Source organism: Pseudacidobacterium ailaaui (assembly GCF_000688455.1).
In the GTDB taxonomy this organism is placed as follows: Bacteria; Acidobacteriota; Terriglobia; order Terriglobales; family Acidobacteriaceae; genus Pseudacidobacterium; species Pseudacidobacterium ailaaui.
Window position 1 is genome coordinate 1433805 of sequence record NZ_JIAL01000001.1, and the last position, 14849, is coordinate 1448653.

A 14849-nucleotide genomic window follows, 5' to 3' on the forward strand; every position below is an offset into this window, starting at 1 on the left:
TCCAGAAACACCCCCTCTGGTCTTCAGGCCCCTTTGGCTCGGAAGGCAAAAAATGCGCCTGCCAGCACGCAGAGAATGCCCCCCGCCTGCAGGGCAGAGAGCACACCGCCCGCCAGCCACACAGGAACGCCGCGGTACCGGTCCAAAAAGTACAACTCGGCCCCATAGACAAAGAGGAAGAGCGCGGCCATCTCCCCGGGGTACCGAGAACGCGGCAGCAGCAGGACCAGCACGACAAACAGCCCCAGGAGCACTGCCGCTTCATAAAGCTGCACCGGATGCAGGCGCACTCCCAGCGGCGTCCCGTACCACAGCCACGCCAGACGATGCTGATAGACCACTCCCCAGGGCGCGGTGGTAAGAGTGCCATAGCCCGATCCCCCCGCAAAGGCCCCCACCGCGCGGATGCCCAGGCCCAGGGCCGCTGCCGGGGCCACGCAGTCCAGCGTACGGCGCAGCGGCAAATGGTTCCAGAATATGTATCCGAAACAGATACAAATAGTCAGCAGAAGGCCCCCGTAAAACGCTGCGGGGCTGCGCACGGTCACCAGCCCCAGCATCCAGAACGGATGCGCCAGAAAGTCCCGCGGGTGTTCGAGCGCCAGCACCAGACGCGCACCCAGGAGCATGGTGAAAATGCCAGTCAGGCAGAGGTTCCAGGTCCTTTCCGGGTCCAGGGCCAGACGGCGCGCAGTCCACCCGGCCATCCACAGGGCCGCCAGGATGGAAAGCGCCACCAGGACACCTTCGGTGGGGACGGCGATAGCTCCGATCTGGAAGAGACGGGGATGCAAGGGCCTTCCGCGCGTAGGGGAAGCAGAGTACTTCCTGCTTTTGAAAACAAAACCGACCCGCGGGGCCGTGGAGCGATGCGCCGGTGAACCCGTCCTAAGACGGTGGGAACTCCCCGCGGTTCTTTAGGCATTCCGGACTGGCGGACACTGCTCACCGAACCGATTTGTCGAGTCGAGCTCCCTGTTCAATGAATGTAGGTTCAACCGGCATGGATCACAACCACCTGCTTTGCAGGCCGGTTTCTAACTGGATGCTAGCGGGTGTGGAACAGGATTGCAAGTCAGGCGGCTTTAGCCGATCTTGCGTTCCTCGCCCAATACGGAATCCAGCAGCCCCGTAAGTTTGCTGGCGCGGCTGCTGGCTGTCCCGGTCAGCTCCTGATACCGCGCCTCCAGGGTGGACAACTCATCGGCGATGTTCAATGCTGCCAGCACGGCCACGCGCAGCGAATCTACCGTCTTGCCCTGCGCGGCCACAGCACGCATCTTGGTGTCTACGATTTCCGCGAGCCTCTGGATATAGGCCGGGTCCTGTCCGCGCAGCCGGTAGGTTTGGTCGTAAATGTCCACGGTGACAAACCCTGTCGGGTCCTGCGGCTCTTGCTGGGAATGTGCCTTTCGCAACTGCTCTACTCCTGTTCCGGATTTCTCAGGCAGAAATTTCATCCAGTTGCTTCAACATACGCTCCACGCGCTGGCGCGCGGCCTCCCGTTCCTGTTCAAGGGCCCGCACCTGTTCCTGGGTCCGGCTCAGCTCCAGCGACTGTTCGTCCAGAAGCTGCTGCAGCGTGGCAGCATTCTGCTCTGCGGTGGCGCGCGCTTCGCGCTCTTTTTTCAACAGCTCAATGGTGCGCAGAACACGCTGTTCGAGCGCATTAAAATCATCGGCGGCAAGGGGAAGTTCAGCTTCTTTCAGTGCAACAGTGGACATCGGGTTACCTCTTTGACCTGGGGGAAATACAAAAGTGTTCTTCGCGCAGTATAGCTGGTTTTCCCCCCATAGGTCCGGCTGAAAATGCGCCCCATGCTGGCCGATGCCACTCATTGAATACTGCCTGCCTTCTCTTCCTGCAGCTTCAGCACCAGCAGTGTCATATCGTCGTGCTGGGGGGCGCCGGCCGTAAATCCATCGGCGGCGGCAAAGATGGTCTCCAGCAGCGTGCAGGCGGCCTGACCGTGCGCGCCGCGTGCAGCGGCAATCATGCGCTCCTCGCCCCACTCCTCATCTTCCTGGTTCATCGCCTCGCTGATGCCGTCGGTAAACAGCAGCAGCGCGTCGCCCGGGTACAGTTGCAGCCTCTGCTCCGTATAAGGAGCGGCGGGCAGCAGGCCGACGACAGGACCGTCCGGTTGCAGCCGCAGGACCTGTTGCCCGCGCAGCAGGACCGGCGGATTATGCCCCGCATTCACGCACTCCAGCACTCTTGTGGCCGGATCATAGGAGCCGAAGAAAAACGTGGCATAGCGGTTCGAGGCCGAGGCCTCATACACCAGCCGATTGACTTTGTGCATGAGCCTTGCAAAATCGCGCGGCCCGTCGAGCGTCACCCCGCGCAGAGAGGCGCGCAGGCTGGCCATCAGCAGCGCCGCAGAGATCCCCTTGCCGGAAACATCGCCTATCGCCAGCCCGACGCGGCCATCGCCAAGATCAATGACGTCGTAGTAGTCGCCGCCCACGCCCTGCGCCGGACGGCAGAAACCAGCAATGCTCGCTCCGGGGACCTGCGGCATCTCCTGCGGAAAGAGCCGCTCCTGCACCTCACGCGCGATCTCCATTTCGCGGTTCACGCGTTCACGTTGCGCGGCTTCAGCGGCCAGCGAGCGCGCCAGCTCACTTACTTCCAGCGCCAGCCCGGTCTGCGCGGCCACGGCCTGAAGCATTTTCATGTCCGCCGAAGAGTATGCCGCCTCCGAGCGCTTGGGCCCCAGCGCCATCACGCCCATCATGCCGTGGCGTCCCGGCAAGGGCAGCAGCAATTCAGCATTCAGTTGGTCCAGCGCAAAACGCTCCGCCGTACCGGCCATCAGATACCAGGCATCCGGGTCTTCGCGGTAAAGACGCGCCGGCTGGTGCGTGTTTGTCATATATCGCACTGCCGAGGCCTGCACCGGCAACGCCAGCCCGTCCTTTGCGGAAAGGCCGATACACTGCTGCAGCACGAACTGTTCCCCGCGCCGCAGAAGCATGGCGATCTGCCCTACGTGCAGCGTTTCTGCAATGCGCTTGGCGACGGTCTCAAGCAGCGGCTCGGTTTCTGTAAAGCGCCGGACCTCTTCAGCCAGATCATTCAGCACGCGCTCGGTGTCATAGGCCTCGCGGAAGAACCTCCGGTCAATCCATTGCTGCGCCCGCTTTTGCAGACCTGACCGCAGCAGCAGCACAATCACGAGAAACACCAGCACGCCGATGATGCCGCCGGCTCCCTGCTGCTTCTTCCCAAAGACAGGCAGCAGCAGCTCCACGGCCAGCACGCCGATCAGCGTAATCTGCACGACCCACAGCGTCGCCCGGGCCAGGGCATAACGTGCGCCCATGCGGATGAGGATGCGCACATCCATTGCGCGCTGCACGAGCACCACGTAGACCAGGGTAAAGGGCGCAAGCAGCAGGAACAGCACCCCCACATATGCAATCCAAAGCCGCTGCGGATCACTGGGCGTGATGCCAAAATGAGGCAGAAGAACAAAGATCAACAGCAGGGCCGTCAGGCCGGCTCCCATTCCCGCCGTCAGCACGCGCAACCTGCGCCGCGCATCTTCCGTGGATGCCGAGCGCAGCTTGTCCACCGTCAGCAGCAGATACAGCAGTACGCACATCAGGTTCAGGAAGTCCTGTACGTGTCCGGCCCACGTGGCCGCATGCGCCAGCCAGTCAGGATTGCCGCTGCCATAAAATTCCCCATAGGTGGCCGGCATTCCCACTGCAACACACAGTAGCAAAGGCACCAGCACCACCCATTTGAGCCACGGTATCTTCGCATCCAGGCGTGATGGCTCAGGAAAATAAATTCCAAACAGAAAAAGCGCAGGGGCCATGGCGCATTGCTGCAGAATGTACCAGACCTCCAGTGCATAGCCAGTCAGCCCGCTGGTAAGCCCGTGGCCGCTGAAGAAAATGACACTTGGCGCTGTGAGCAGCACCAGCAGCAGCCATGCGTTCCTTTCAAGCGGCTTGGCCAGCACCACCCAGAGGCCCATCAGCAAGCAGGCCAGCGAGACGGCAGAAAAGACCAACGTCTGGGCCCGAAACACCGCCGGAGAAGGAAGACGCGGGTCCTGGCGTAAGGTCACCAGAGTCACCACCGCTTCCCCCGTGCTTCCATCCCTGCGGCGGAAGCCGATGTCCATCATGTCGCCCGGGTGCGCACTGTTCAGTGTGCCGTCCCATTCGGCTGCCTGGTACGGAACACCGTTCAGCGACTGCAACACCGCCCCTTCCGGCACGCCCGCCGCGCGGGCCTCCGGCTGCACATCGCGGATGACAAGGTTGTCCCGGTTCAAGGAAAACGGATTGCGCACGTGGTCATCAGGATGCGCCGCGGCCGCCCATGTACTGAGCGCCAGCACCAGCCAGTACAGAAGACTGGCCACCCCATAAAGTCCCAGAAAAAACCACAGCAGGTTAGGAGATGTCTTTTTTACCTTCATCCGGTCTGGCCTTCATCCTACGCCCGCTGGCGCTTTCTTCGTATGAAACTTTTCCAGGGTCCACAGCAGCGGAGACACCTGCCCCAATCAATTCAGTCAAGGCCCTCCGAAGGACCTGGCCTGGGCCGCCCGCTATGGCAAAAACGGCTGCGTCCCTCCGGGGGTCCGCAGCCGCTGCAGAGAAGAACACTGTTTGCTCTCAGGCGCGAGACAGATACGCTCCTTCCGCCGTATCTACGCGGATCCGCTCGCCTTCATTGATGAACGGAGGCACCTGCACCACCAGTCCGGTTTCCGTCTTGGCCGGCTTGGTGACCGAAGAGGCCGTGGCCGACTTCAGTCCCGGCTCGGTCTCCACCACGGTCAGCTCCACGGTCGCCGGCAGTTCGATGCCCACCGGCTTTCCATCAAAAAAGGAGACGGTAATCTGAAGGTTGGGCGTCAGATATTCCACTGCATCGCCCAGCGTATCGCGCTTCAGATGCGTCTGCTCGTAGTTCTCCGTATTCATGAAATAGTAATCATCGCCGTCGTTGTAAAGAAACTCCATCGGCACCTCATCCACCACCACGCGGTCAATCGCGTCAGCAGAGCGGAAACGGTGCTCAAACATGGCCCCCGTGCGCAGATTGCGCAGCTTGGCCTGGATAAAAGCACGCAGGTTGCCTGGTGTGCGGTGCTCGACAGAAAACACCGCGTGTAGTTCATTGTTGTGCCGGATGATCATGCCCGGACGCATCTGTGTGGCGGGAATCGCCATAAAAAACTCCTTGCTCTTTGGTTCTGGGACCTTCTCAGGATGCGGGCGCTCAAGGCCACGCGGGAAAACTCTCCGAATATTGATTGTACCTTAGCGCTTTTACTCCAACAGGGCCGAGACCACTGCGGTCGCCGTCATCGCCGCCGTCTCTGCACGCAGAATGCGCGGACCCAGACTGACGGCCTTCCATCCTTCTGCATCAAACAGCGCCTCTTCCTCGGCCGTCCATCCTCCTTCCGGACCCACGGCCATGCGGATGGCCGGCATTTCCTCCCCCGCATTCCGCAGCGCCTCTTCCACGGCGTGACGCAGCGTCGTCGAGCGCTCCTGTTCGGCCAGAAGCAGCCGCACCGCTTCGGTGGCCTGGCGGGCGGCCGTCTTCAGCGGAACGACATCTTCAATCTGCGGAACGTCGGACCGCCGCGATTGCTGTGCGGCCTCCCGCGCGATGCGCCGCCAGCGTTCGACACGTTTTTCTGCCGACTGCACCAGGTGTTTTTCGCTGCGCCGCGCAACCATGGGGATGATCCGCTCGACGCCAAGCTCCGTCGCTTTTTCAATCGCCCATTCCATCCGGTCGAATTTGAAGACGGAAAGCAGCAGTGTCACCGGCAGCGCCGGATCGGCTTCTACCTCCGCAATCAGATTGAAGCGCACTGCATCGCCGCTGATGCCGGCAATCACGGCGTGCCACACGCGGTCTCCGGCCACAATGTCATATTCCGTGCCCGGCTGCGCGCGCAAAACGCGAATCAGGTGCGCGGCCTGTTCCCCGGTCAGCGAGGCCGTGCTTTCATTCCATGTATCGGCAATCCAGCGTCGACGTGTCATCTTCTCTTGATTCTCACAGAAACACGAAGGGGGACGCTCGGTGCGTCCCCCTTCTGTGTTGCCTGGAACGAAGTTATTTCTTTTTCGCAGGTTTCTTTGCTGCTTTCTTCGTTGCCTTTTTGGCTGCCTTTTTCGTTGCCATAGTTTCTATTCTCCCTGTTCGTGTACTGCGGAACTGCTTCGCCGCAGTTAACGAATGTATAGAGTGCTGTGAAACAAGTGTCAAGAAAAAAATAAAGGCAAAATCTCTTTGTGCTCCGCACCGAAACACGACGCAGCAGCGTTGCACATCTCACATCACGTGTGCGTGATGAAGCAGCATCAGCGCCACGCCTGAAACAATGTCATGCCACGCATGTGCCATCATTCCTGCGCGCAGACTCTTTCTGCCGATGGCCAATGCGCAGAACATCGCTCCATATGCGGTGATGGCAAGGATCCCTGCCACTCCTTCATATCCATGCGCCATGCCAAACAACAAAGAGGAAACCACCACACCCACCCACAGACGGTCCTTCAAGCTGGCAAACTGCTGGAGCAGATATCCGCGAAACACCAGCTCTTCACAGGTCCCGGCCGAGATGCTCAGGAGAATCCAAAGTGTCACTTCGGTCCCATTCCGCGGGGCCAGCAGCGCGAGCGTTTTCTGCGGAGAGGCGACATGAGCAAACTGCAGGAGCAGGCCAAGGACCGCCAGCACCATGCTGGCTGTAATCCAGAACGCAGCAGCAAGCAGCAGGTCTGTCTTCCACTCCGCGGCAGACGCGCGTCTTTCTCCCAGCAGTTTTCGCAAAGGCACACCGCGCAGCCGGATGCCCCACAGCACCAGCGCGGCCAGGACCCACTCCCACACCATCGTCAGCAGATACTGCAATCCATGGTGCTCTCCCGCATTCTGGCGCGCAGCGCGCTGCCCTCCCATCAGGGAGAAGAACAAGATTGGAGCAAGCAGCACCGCTGTGTGCCACCAGGGCGCCACCGGAGAGTACACTCTCTCACCAGGACTTCTGCCTGCGGCGCTCTCTTCCGGAAGGGGGAACACATCCGTTTCCATGTCTTGATGATAGACAGCCGCGCGCCCTTACCAGAAATAGGCGGCTTCAATCCTGGGCGTTCCCGGCTGCCCGCCGATGATCTCGGTGCTCAGGACAATCTCCATGTTCTGGCTGCTGCCTGCAGAGAAGCCCTTGGCCAGCGCATTGAGATATGCCGGCGTGGTCAGAAATTCTCCCGCCGCGATGGTCCCGCCTCGCGCGATCCCGGCCGCGACAATGGCCAGCTTTCCGGTCGTCGTGTCCAAAAAGCGCGCCACAATGGCGTAGTCGCGATAGTTGTTCGTGGCCTCCTGCTGCGTGCGGTCCACCAGCCACACCGGAGGCTGTTTGCTCGCAGCGTCTGCAATCCAGAACTTCGTCATCTCCGCGTTGTTGCCAAAGTGATAGCGCAGAGATTGGGTCAGACGCAGCGTCCAGGCATTATCAAATGCGCCGATGAAGACCGTCGGACCATTGCGCAGGTCGCTCAGCTCCGTCGTCCCCTCGCCCTTCAGGCTGTATTTTCTGCCATTGGCCTGCATCAGTCCTGCAATCTTCACAATCGCGCTCACGTCGTCCATGACTACCGCGCTCAGATTGTCCTTGAGCAGGCTCTGGCGGCTGGGGTCGGTCGCGTCCCGCAGGGCGATGACGGAATACTGGTTCTGGTCTGCGATGCACAGCAGGACGGGGTCTTGCGAATGCAGCACCGGCCCCCAGAAAACGTCCAGCGGCGAATGCTGCTCTGCCCGCCACAACAGTCCCGCTGCAAAAGCCAGCAGGGAGGCAAGGACAATTCCGGCCGTCCAGCGGGAAACGTGTCGCACATCTCTTCGCTCTGGAGAGGCCTGGCCCTCCGCAGCCGGAGCATCGTGCCGCTCCGGTTCTGTATGCTGCGCCTCGCCGGTCTTCTGCATCCACTGGAACTGGGGCACATAGGAGCCGGCCGGCAGCAGCACCCGCACTTCTTCCTCATGCCCCGGCTCCTGATAATACTGTGCGATCCGTTTGCGGATCTCCGCCGCCGTCACGCGGACAATCGGATCAGAAGAGGTGTCGTAGTCTGGCGCGCGACCAAAGATCTCGATGCCGAGCGTCCGTTCCTTCAGTAGCTCGGTTTCGCCCGCCAGCGTCTGCTGCGTTACAAAACGCAGAAAGGTAGGAAAGCGGCGACTATGGCTGAAGTAAGGACTGGCCAGCAGACGCTCTACCTGTTCCAGCACCGCTCTCTTCTCGGCCTCAGTCCATACCGGATGGCCCTCGGCAATCGAATCCGCCTGCATTTGCTTCCTTCAACCCGCCACAAAGGCCGATTATAGCGGACACGGCCTTCGACCGTACCTCCGGCTCCAAGTCCTTTCCTACAAGCATCTTCCAGCAGCTCTTAACGGTTAATTTTTCCGTATCGCTGCCGCAAGGAACTTCTCTCTTCTCTGTTTCGGCCCCTATAAAGCACTCCGGTCTTCAGAAAAAAATCGGAAGGCCCTTTATGGAGGCATGTCGATGCAGAAAACAACGATCAATCGAATCTGCCTGCTGTGCGTTCTCCCCCTGCTGCTCTCACTGGCAGTCGGCCGGGCGCTCGCACAGGTAGGTGCAGCATCTTTGAGCGGAATCGTACTGGACCAGAGTGGCGCAGTGGTCCCTGGCGCTGCCGTTTCGCTGCAGAACGCTCATAGCGGAGATCTGCGCATGGTGACCAGCAACGCATCCGGCGCATTCACCTTCGCCGCGCTCCCCAGCGGCGACTACAACCTCACCGTGGAAAGGACTGGCTTTTCCACCTTCGTCCGCAATGGCATTCATCTGGACCCGGGCGACAACCGCGCCGTCTCCGACATCCGGCTGAACGTCGGCAGCGCCACACAGACCGTCGCTGTTCAGGAGACCGTAGGCGGCATCCCTCTGGACAATGGTCAACTGAGCGCCACCATCAGCGCCAACCAGCTCGACCAGCTTTCCATTCAGGGGCGCGACGCGACCGAGCTGCTCAAGGTCCTCCCCGGCTTCGCCATCCGCAACCTTGGCCCCACCAACACCGCCCCGGATTTTTCGCAGGTGCAGATTGGCCAGCAGACCCCCTACGCCTCCGACGGTGCTCCGGTCGCTGGCATTACGCTCACACTGGATGGTGCCAACCTGACCGATGCCGGCAACTTCGGCGCCAATCTTCAGAACATCAATGACTCCATGGTCTCTGAGGTCCATGTGCAGACCTCAAACTTCGGCGCATCGCAGCCCAACGGTCCGGTGGTCATCACCGGAGTCACCAAAGCTGGCGGCCAGCATTATCACGGCTCACTGTATACCTTCGCCCGCGCGCCGCAACTGAATTCCAATGACTGGCTGGCGAACTTCAATGGCATTCCGCGCCCCGGCGACCGCTATGTCTATCCCGGAGCCACCTTCAGTGGTCCGGTTCCCCACAGCAGAAAACTGACCTTCTTCGCCGGCGCCGAATATGACGCCCAGCATGACATCTATGCATACGGCAGCGCTGGAAGCTCCATCATTCATGCCCTGGTCCCTACGGCCCAGATGCGCAAAGGCGACTTCAGCGCCTCCGAATTGCAAAACTATCTCGGCCCGAACTATCAGGGCGGTGCCTACGGCAACCTCACGAATGTTCCAACGGTTGCCAAAGACGGCTCCGCCATCACCAATGGGCAACTCCCCTCTGGACTGCTGGATCCCGGGGCCATGGCACTGATCAACAACCTGCTGCCGCTGCCCAATAAGCCGACCGGCACCGATGGCTACAACTACACGACGCAGAATCTGGTAAACAACAATCTCTGGCAGGCCACCGGACGCGTGGATGACGCCATCAACGAAAACAACCACCTCTTTGCTCGCTATACCTATGAGGAAGAGCGTCAGGGCCAGCCCCAGGTCCCTTATTATTCGCCTGGCGGTCCCATGGGCTCGGTCAACACGCCCGGAGGCGGTGTGCTGAATGACATTCACGTGCACACGGCGGCGGCCAACTATGTCACCATTTTTTCCTCCACCCTCACCAACGAACTCTCCGGCACCTTTGTCTATTTCACCCAGGCCTTTGACGCCAAGACGCCATCGGCACTCACCAGCGCGGCCATCCACTATCCCTACCAGGGCATCTACAACAACGGCAGCAAAAACTTCCCCCAGTTACAGGACTACGGCTATGATGGCCTTCCCCTTGCCATCCAGCCCGATTACTCCTACGGCTCGCCCTCGCTCAAGAAGTTCCAGCCCAGCCTGGGCGACAATCTGACCAAAGTCTGGGGGCAGCACACCGTAAAGACTGGCGTCTTTTTGGAGCGCATCACCAATAACCAGACCATTACCAACGGAGACTCCAACGGCGCCATCCGCATGTACTACTTTCCCCCTGCAGGCACTCCGTTCCATGACTACAACGGCCTCAACCCCGATGGCTCGCCGGCCTTTGGACCACAGTACTACACCAGCGGAAACTATCTGGCCAACTTTATGCAGGGCGAAGTCCAGAGCTTCGACCAGCAGAACTTCCTGCCTCGCACCAACCTCTATTTCTGGAACGTCGGCTTTTATGGTGAAGACACCTGGCGCATGCGCCCCAACTTTGTCCTGACCTATGGCCTGCGCGTAGAGCATCTCGGCGCTTGGCAGGATGCGCATGGCTTCGGCGCCGCTGTCTGGAATCCTGCCACGATCGCTGAACCGGCCTCACCACAAAACCCTCTGCCCGGTTTCACCTGGCATGCCCTGGATAAGTCCGTCCCCAACTCCGGCACTGGTTCGACTGCGCTCTTCTTTGAGCCGCGCGCGGGCTTTGCCTGGGACATCTTCGGCACGGGCAGGACTGTGCTGCGCGGCGGTTACGGCTCATACCGGATGCATGACTCCATTGTGGACGTGACCAATGCCTTCGCCAACTCCTCCGGCCTGCGTGAACCGAACCTCTTCGGCTTCGGCGGCGTCACCCTCGCCGGAATCAATACTTTGCATATGCCCATCACTGCTGGCGGCCTTGCCACCAGCACCTTCGGCCTGTATCGGGGAGACGATACAGAGCCAGTCACCAACAGTTACAGCGTGAGCTTTGCCCAGGAGCTGCCGCAAAAGGCCATCTTCCAGCTCACCTATGCCGGCAACAACAGCAACTCGCTCATGAACAATGGCTCCACCCAGTCTGTCGTGCTCAACAATCTGAATGCACTGCCCGTGGGCGCGCTCTATACACCGCATCCGGCGGGACTGGCCCCCGGCAAATGCGCCGCGGCCATCTGCACACCGCTGGAGGTGCAGGCCCTGCAGGCCAGCGATGTGCAGCTGTGGCGCCCTTATCCCGAATATCAGACCATCACCGTTCCCCGCCACAACACCTACGCAAACTACAACGCCCTGCAGGCCGTACTGCAACGGCAGTCGGGAAGGCTCAACTACGGATTCAACTACACCTGGTCCAAAGCGCTGGGCATCCTGGGCTCCGCGGCAAACTTTAACTGGACCGCGGCCATCGATCCCTTCAACATCCCCCACAACTATGGACCGATGAACTTCGACCATCGCCATATCTTCAACGCTACCTATTCCTATGCCCTCGGCAAATACGTGCAGCAGCCGGGCCTCGGACTGCTGGTCAACGGCTGGCTCATCTCCGGCATCACAGGAATACAGAGCGGTGGCAATATGCAGACCGGAATCAGTGCTAGCCCGGATTTCTACCTTTCCGGAAAACTTGGCCCCAATGGAGATCCAACCCAGCTCAGCGTCACCAACCAGGTCTTCCTCGGCACCCCGGACGTCAGCCTTCAGCCCGTCCTTAAATGTAATCCCGGCGCGGGTCTCGGCCGCCATCAGTACATCAATGGCAGTTGTTTCGGACTCCCGGAGATCGGGCACAACGGACAGTACATCCTCCCTTACGTCATGGGTCCGGCCTACTTCAACAGCGACCTTACGCTTGAAAAAAGCTTTGGCCTGGGAGGCGAGCGCGACCTCCACTTCCGCATCGCCGCCTTCAACTTTCTGAACCACCCGCTTAACAGCTTCGGGACCGGATACGCTTCACAGACCAATCTGACGCTTTCCGATCTCTCTCCGGGCGCAACGCCCTCCAGCGCAAAATATGATCCCGCCTCCGGCTTCGGCTTTGCGCCCTACAAACTTGGCCGGCGTCTGGTGGAGCTTTCCGCAAAATTCACCTTTTAACCTGTTGGGGCCGTCCTCACCGATGGCCCTCCTTTTTGGGATCTGTAACAATAACTGCAAATTCCGGAGCACCTGGACTTCAAGATGGCCCACCGCTTTTTTGCATCTCTATGCTGTTCTCTCTTCTTGTCTTTCACCGGCGTCGCCGCCTCGGCCCAAAGTACGGCCTTTGACCACATCACACAGACCCATGCGCTTCCCAATGGAGTGGACCTTCGCGACGGCGCTGCACGCATGGAGATCACCGCCCTGCGCGACAATGTTCTCCGCATCCGCATTTCGCAAACCGAGCAGCTTCCTGAGGACGCCTCCTGGGCCGTGCTCGATTCGGCACGGCACAGCACCGTTTCGGTGACCGCAGAAAACTCCGATGCCACCGTCGGCTTTGCTACTCGTTGGCTGCGGGTTGCCGTAGAGCGCAACACCGGAAGAATGACCATTCGTGACCGCGATGGCAATGTTCTCCAGCAGGACGCGCGGCCCGTCGAGTTTCATGGCAATGCCTTCCGCTTCTACAAGACAATGCCCCTCGATGAACACTACTTCGGACTGGGCGACAAGACCGGCCCTCTTGACCGCCGCGACCAGGCCTTTACCCTCTGGAACACCGACGCCTACGGCTTCCAGGAATCCACTGACCCGATCTATAAAAGCATCCCCTATTTCATGGGCTTCCGCTCAGGCCGCGCCTTTGGCGTCCTCATGGACAACACCTGGCGCAGCAGCTTTGACTTCGGCAAGCAGCTGCGCGATGTCTATTCCTACGGCGCGGAAAATGGCCCTCTGGACTGCTACTTCTTTTATGGCCCTGACCCGAAGCAGGTTGTGGAGACCTACGCCTGGCTCACCGGTACGCCCCCGCTTCCGCCCCTGTGGACCCTCGGCTTCCAACAGTCGCGCTACAGCTATGATTCCCAGGCGCGTGTCATGCAGATTGCAGACCGTCTGCGCAGCGACCAGATTCCCGCCGACGCTATCTATCTCGACATCGACTACCAGTACAAAAACCGCCCTTTTACCGTAGACAAGCAGCGCTTCCCAGACTTTTCTGGTATGGTCCAACAACTGAAGGCAAAACACTTCCACGTTGTTGCCATTACTGACCTGCACATCGCCAAGGCCCCAGGTGAGGACTACAGGCCCTATGACACAGGCATGGCGGGCGACGAGTTTGTGAAGAATCCGGACGGCTCGGTCTATACCGGCGTCGTCTGGCCCGGTCCCAGCGTCTTTCCCGACTTCACACGCCAGCAGACGCGCGCGTGGTGGGGCGGCCTTTATCACGACTTCTACCATCTGGGCATTGCCGGTTTCTGGAACGACATGAATGAGCCGGCCATCTTTGAGACCCCTACAAAAACCATGCCTCTCGACGTCGTGCATCGCATCGAGGAACCGGGATTCACAAAACGCACGGCCACCCATGCTGAAATCCATAATGTCTACGGCATGCAGAACACCCGCGGCACCTTTGAAGGACTCCTGCGGCTTGAGCCCAACCAGCGTCCCTTTGTACTCACGCGCGCCAGCTATGCCGGAGGTCAGCGCTATGCCGCCACCTGGACTGGCGACAACAGCAGCACCTGGAACCACCTGCGCCTGACCACCCCCATGCTGGAAAACCTGGGCCTGAGCGGCTTTGCCTTCAGCGGTGCAGACGTGGGCGGCTTTGCCGGCACTCCGCAAAAAGACCTCCTCACCAAATGGCTGGAGGTGGCCGCCTTTCAACCCATTGACCGCGACCACACAGAGAAGAACTCTGGTGACCAGGAACCCTGGGTCGGCGGCGCCGACGCGGAAGCCATCCGCAGACGGTACATTGAGGAGCGCTATCGCTTGATGCCATATCTCTATACGCTGGCCGAGGAAACCTCTCGCACCGGCCTGCCCATGGTGCGTCCGCTCTTTCTGGAATTTCCCGACGCCCTGCCGGACCGGCACCCCATCGACGTGGATGCCAGCGCCTCGCAGGAATTTCTCCTGGGCCCCGACCTCCTGATTGCCGGCGCCCCCTTTCCAGACAAAATGGACGATTACGACGTCGAATTTCCTTCTGCGCAGTGGTACAACTACTGGACCGGAGAGAAAGTAGGCAAACCCGCGGCCCTCAAAGGCAATGGCCAGCCGCAGAGCTCCTCCGGACCTGTACTGACCACTCGGGTCCGTCCCGACCTGGCCACGCTTCCTGTCTTCGTGCGCGGAGGTACCATCCTGCCCCTCGCCCCGCTTACGCAGAGCACCATGGACACGCCACAAGGCCCCCTCACGCTGCGCATCTACACCGGAGACCACTGTCACGGCAGCCTCTATCTCGACGACGGCACCACCTACAATTACCGCCGCGGCGAGTACCTCCGCATGGATTCCTCCTGCCAGCTCAACAGCACGGGACTCGAAGTCCATCTCGGCCCGCATCAGGGCAGCTATCCCGCCTGGTGGAAAGAGGTACGCATCGAGGTGTACGGCTGGTCTCCACAGAAGGACCAGGTTGCCGTCCAGAGCAGTACAGCGACGTTGCCTCTGGAAAAGTCCGTAAACTGCGTTTCCGTCACCGTACCGGACAACGGCCGCGGCGTGGACCTTCAGTTCCGTTAGAGCACACTG

Annotated in this window: 10 protein-coding genes and 1 other RNA gene; 2 read left to right on the forward strand and 9 right to left on the reverse strand. The window is 60.3% G+C overall.

Annotation, left to right across the window (positions count from 1 at the left end):
* Positions 1 to 23: 23 nt before the first annotated feature.
* The 9 genes from N655_RS19740 to N655_RS0106410 all read right to left on the reverse strand — a co-directional run bounded on the left by N655_RS19740 (position 24) and on the right by N655_RS0106410 (position 8350).
* Positions 24 to 794 (reverse strand): prolipoprotein diacylglyceryl transferase, encoded by a 771-nt coding sequence (locus N655_RS19740; protein WP_026442313.1) that lies wholly within the window; start codon positions 792 to 794, stop codon positions 24 to 26.
* A 50-nt stretch (positions 795 to 844) separates the two neighbouring features.
* A non-coding RNA gene (gene ssrS, locus N655_RS20065) (6S RNA) lies at positions 845 to 1035 on the reverse strand.
* A gap of 50 nt (positions 1036 to 1085) precedes the next feature.
* Complete coding sequence (locus tag N655_RS0106375) at positions 1086 to 1460, reverse strand: cell division protein ZapA (protein WP_081823604.1); 375 nt, start codon at positions 1458 to 1460, stop codon at positions 1086 to 1088.
* Positions 1444 to 1725, reverse strand: coding sequence for a hypothetical protein (locus N655_RS0106380; RefSeq protein WP_044935394.1), 282 nt, complete (start codon positions 1723 to 1725; stop codon positions 1444 to 1446). Before N655_RS0106380 ends, N655_RS0106375 begins: the two co-directional genes overlap by 17 nt.
* A gap of 110 nt (positions 1726 to 1835) precedes the next feature.
* On the reverse strand, positions 1836 to 4442 hold the full coding sequence (locus tag N655_RS0106385) for a SpoIIE family protein phosphatase (protein ID WP_026442316.1): 2607 nt from the start codon (positions 4440 to 4442) through the stop codon (positions 1836 to 1838).
* Between the two features lie 199 nt (positions 4443 to 4641).
* Complete coding sequence (gene efp, locus N655_RS0106390) at positions 4642 to 5202, reverse strand: elongation factor P (protein ID WP_026442317.1); 561 nt, start codon at positions 5200 to 5202, stop codon at positions 4642 to 4644.
* 99 nt (positions 5203 to 5301) lie between these two features.
* Positions 5302 to 6033, reverse strand: a complete 732-nt coding sequence (locus N655_RS0106395) for a 16S rRNA (uracil(1498)-N(3))-methyltransferase (protein WP_026443859.1) — start codon at positions 6031 to 6033, stop codon at positions 5302 to 5304.
* A gap of 292 nt (positions 6034 to 6325) precedes the next feature.
* On the reverse strand, positions 6326 to 7024 hold the full coding sequence (locus N655_RS20255) for a CPBP family intramembrane glutamic endopeptidase (RefSeq protein ID WP_162173509.1): 699 nt from the start codon (positions 7022 to 7024) through the stop codon (positions 6326 to 6328).
* 90 nt (positions 7025 to 7114) lie between these two features.
* Complete coding sequence (locus N655_RS0106410) at positions 7115 to 8350, reverse strand: hypothetical protein (protein WP_026442318.1); 1236 nt, start codon at positions 8348 to 8350, stop codon at positions 7115 to 7117.
* Between the two features lie 220 nt (positions 8351 to 8570).
* On the opposite strand from N655_RS0106410, the gene N655_RS0106415 reads away from it, so the two are divergent.
* Entirely contained in the window at positions 8571 to 12245 is a 3675-nt protein-coding gene (locus N655_RS0106415) for a carboxypeptidase-like regulatory domain-containing protein (RefSeq protein WP_026442319.1), read from the forward strand.
* Positions 12246 to 12329: 84 nt separating this feature from the next.
* Positions 12330 to 14840, forward strand: a complete 2511-nt coding sequence (locus N655_RS17685) for a glycoside hydrolase family 31 protein (protein WP_044934104.1) — start codon at positions 12330 to 12332, stop codon at positions 14838 to 14840.
* Positions 14841 to 14849: the final 9 nt, after the last annotated feature.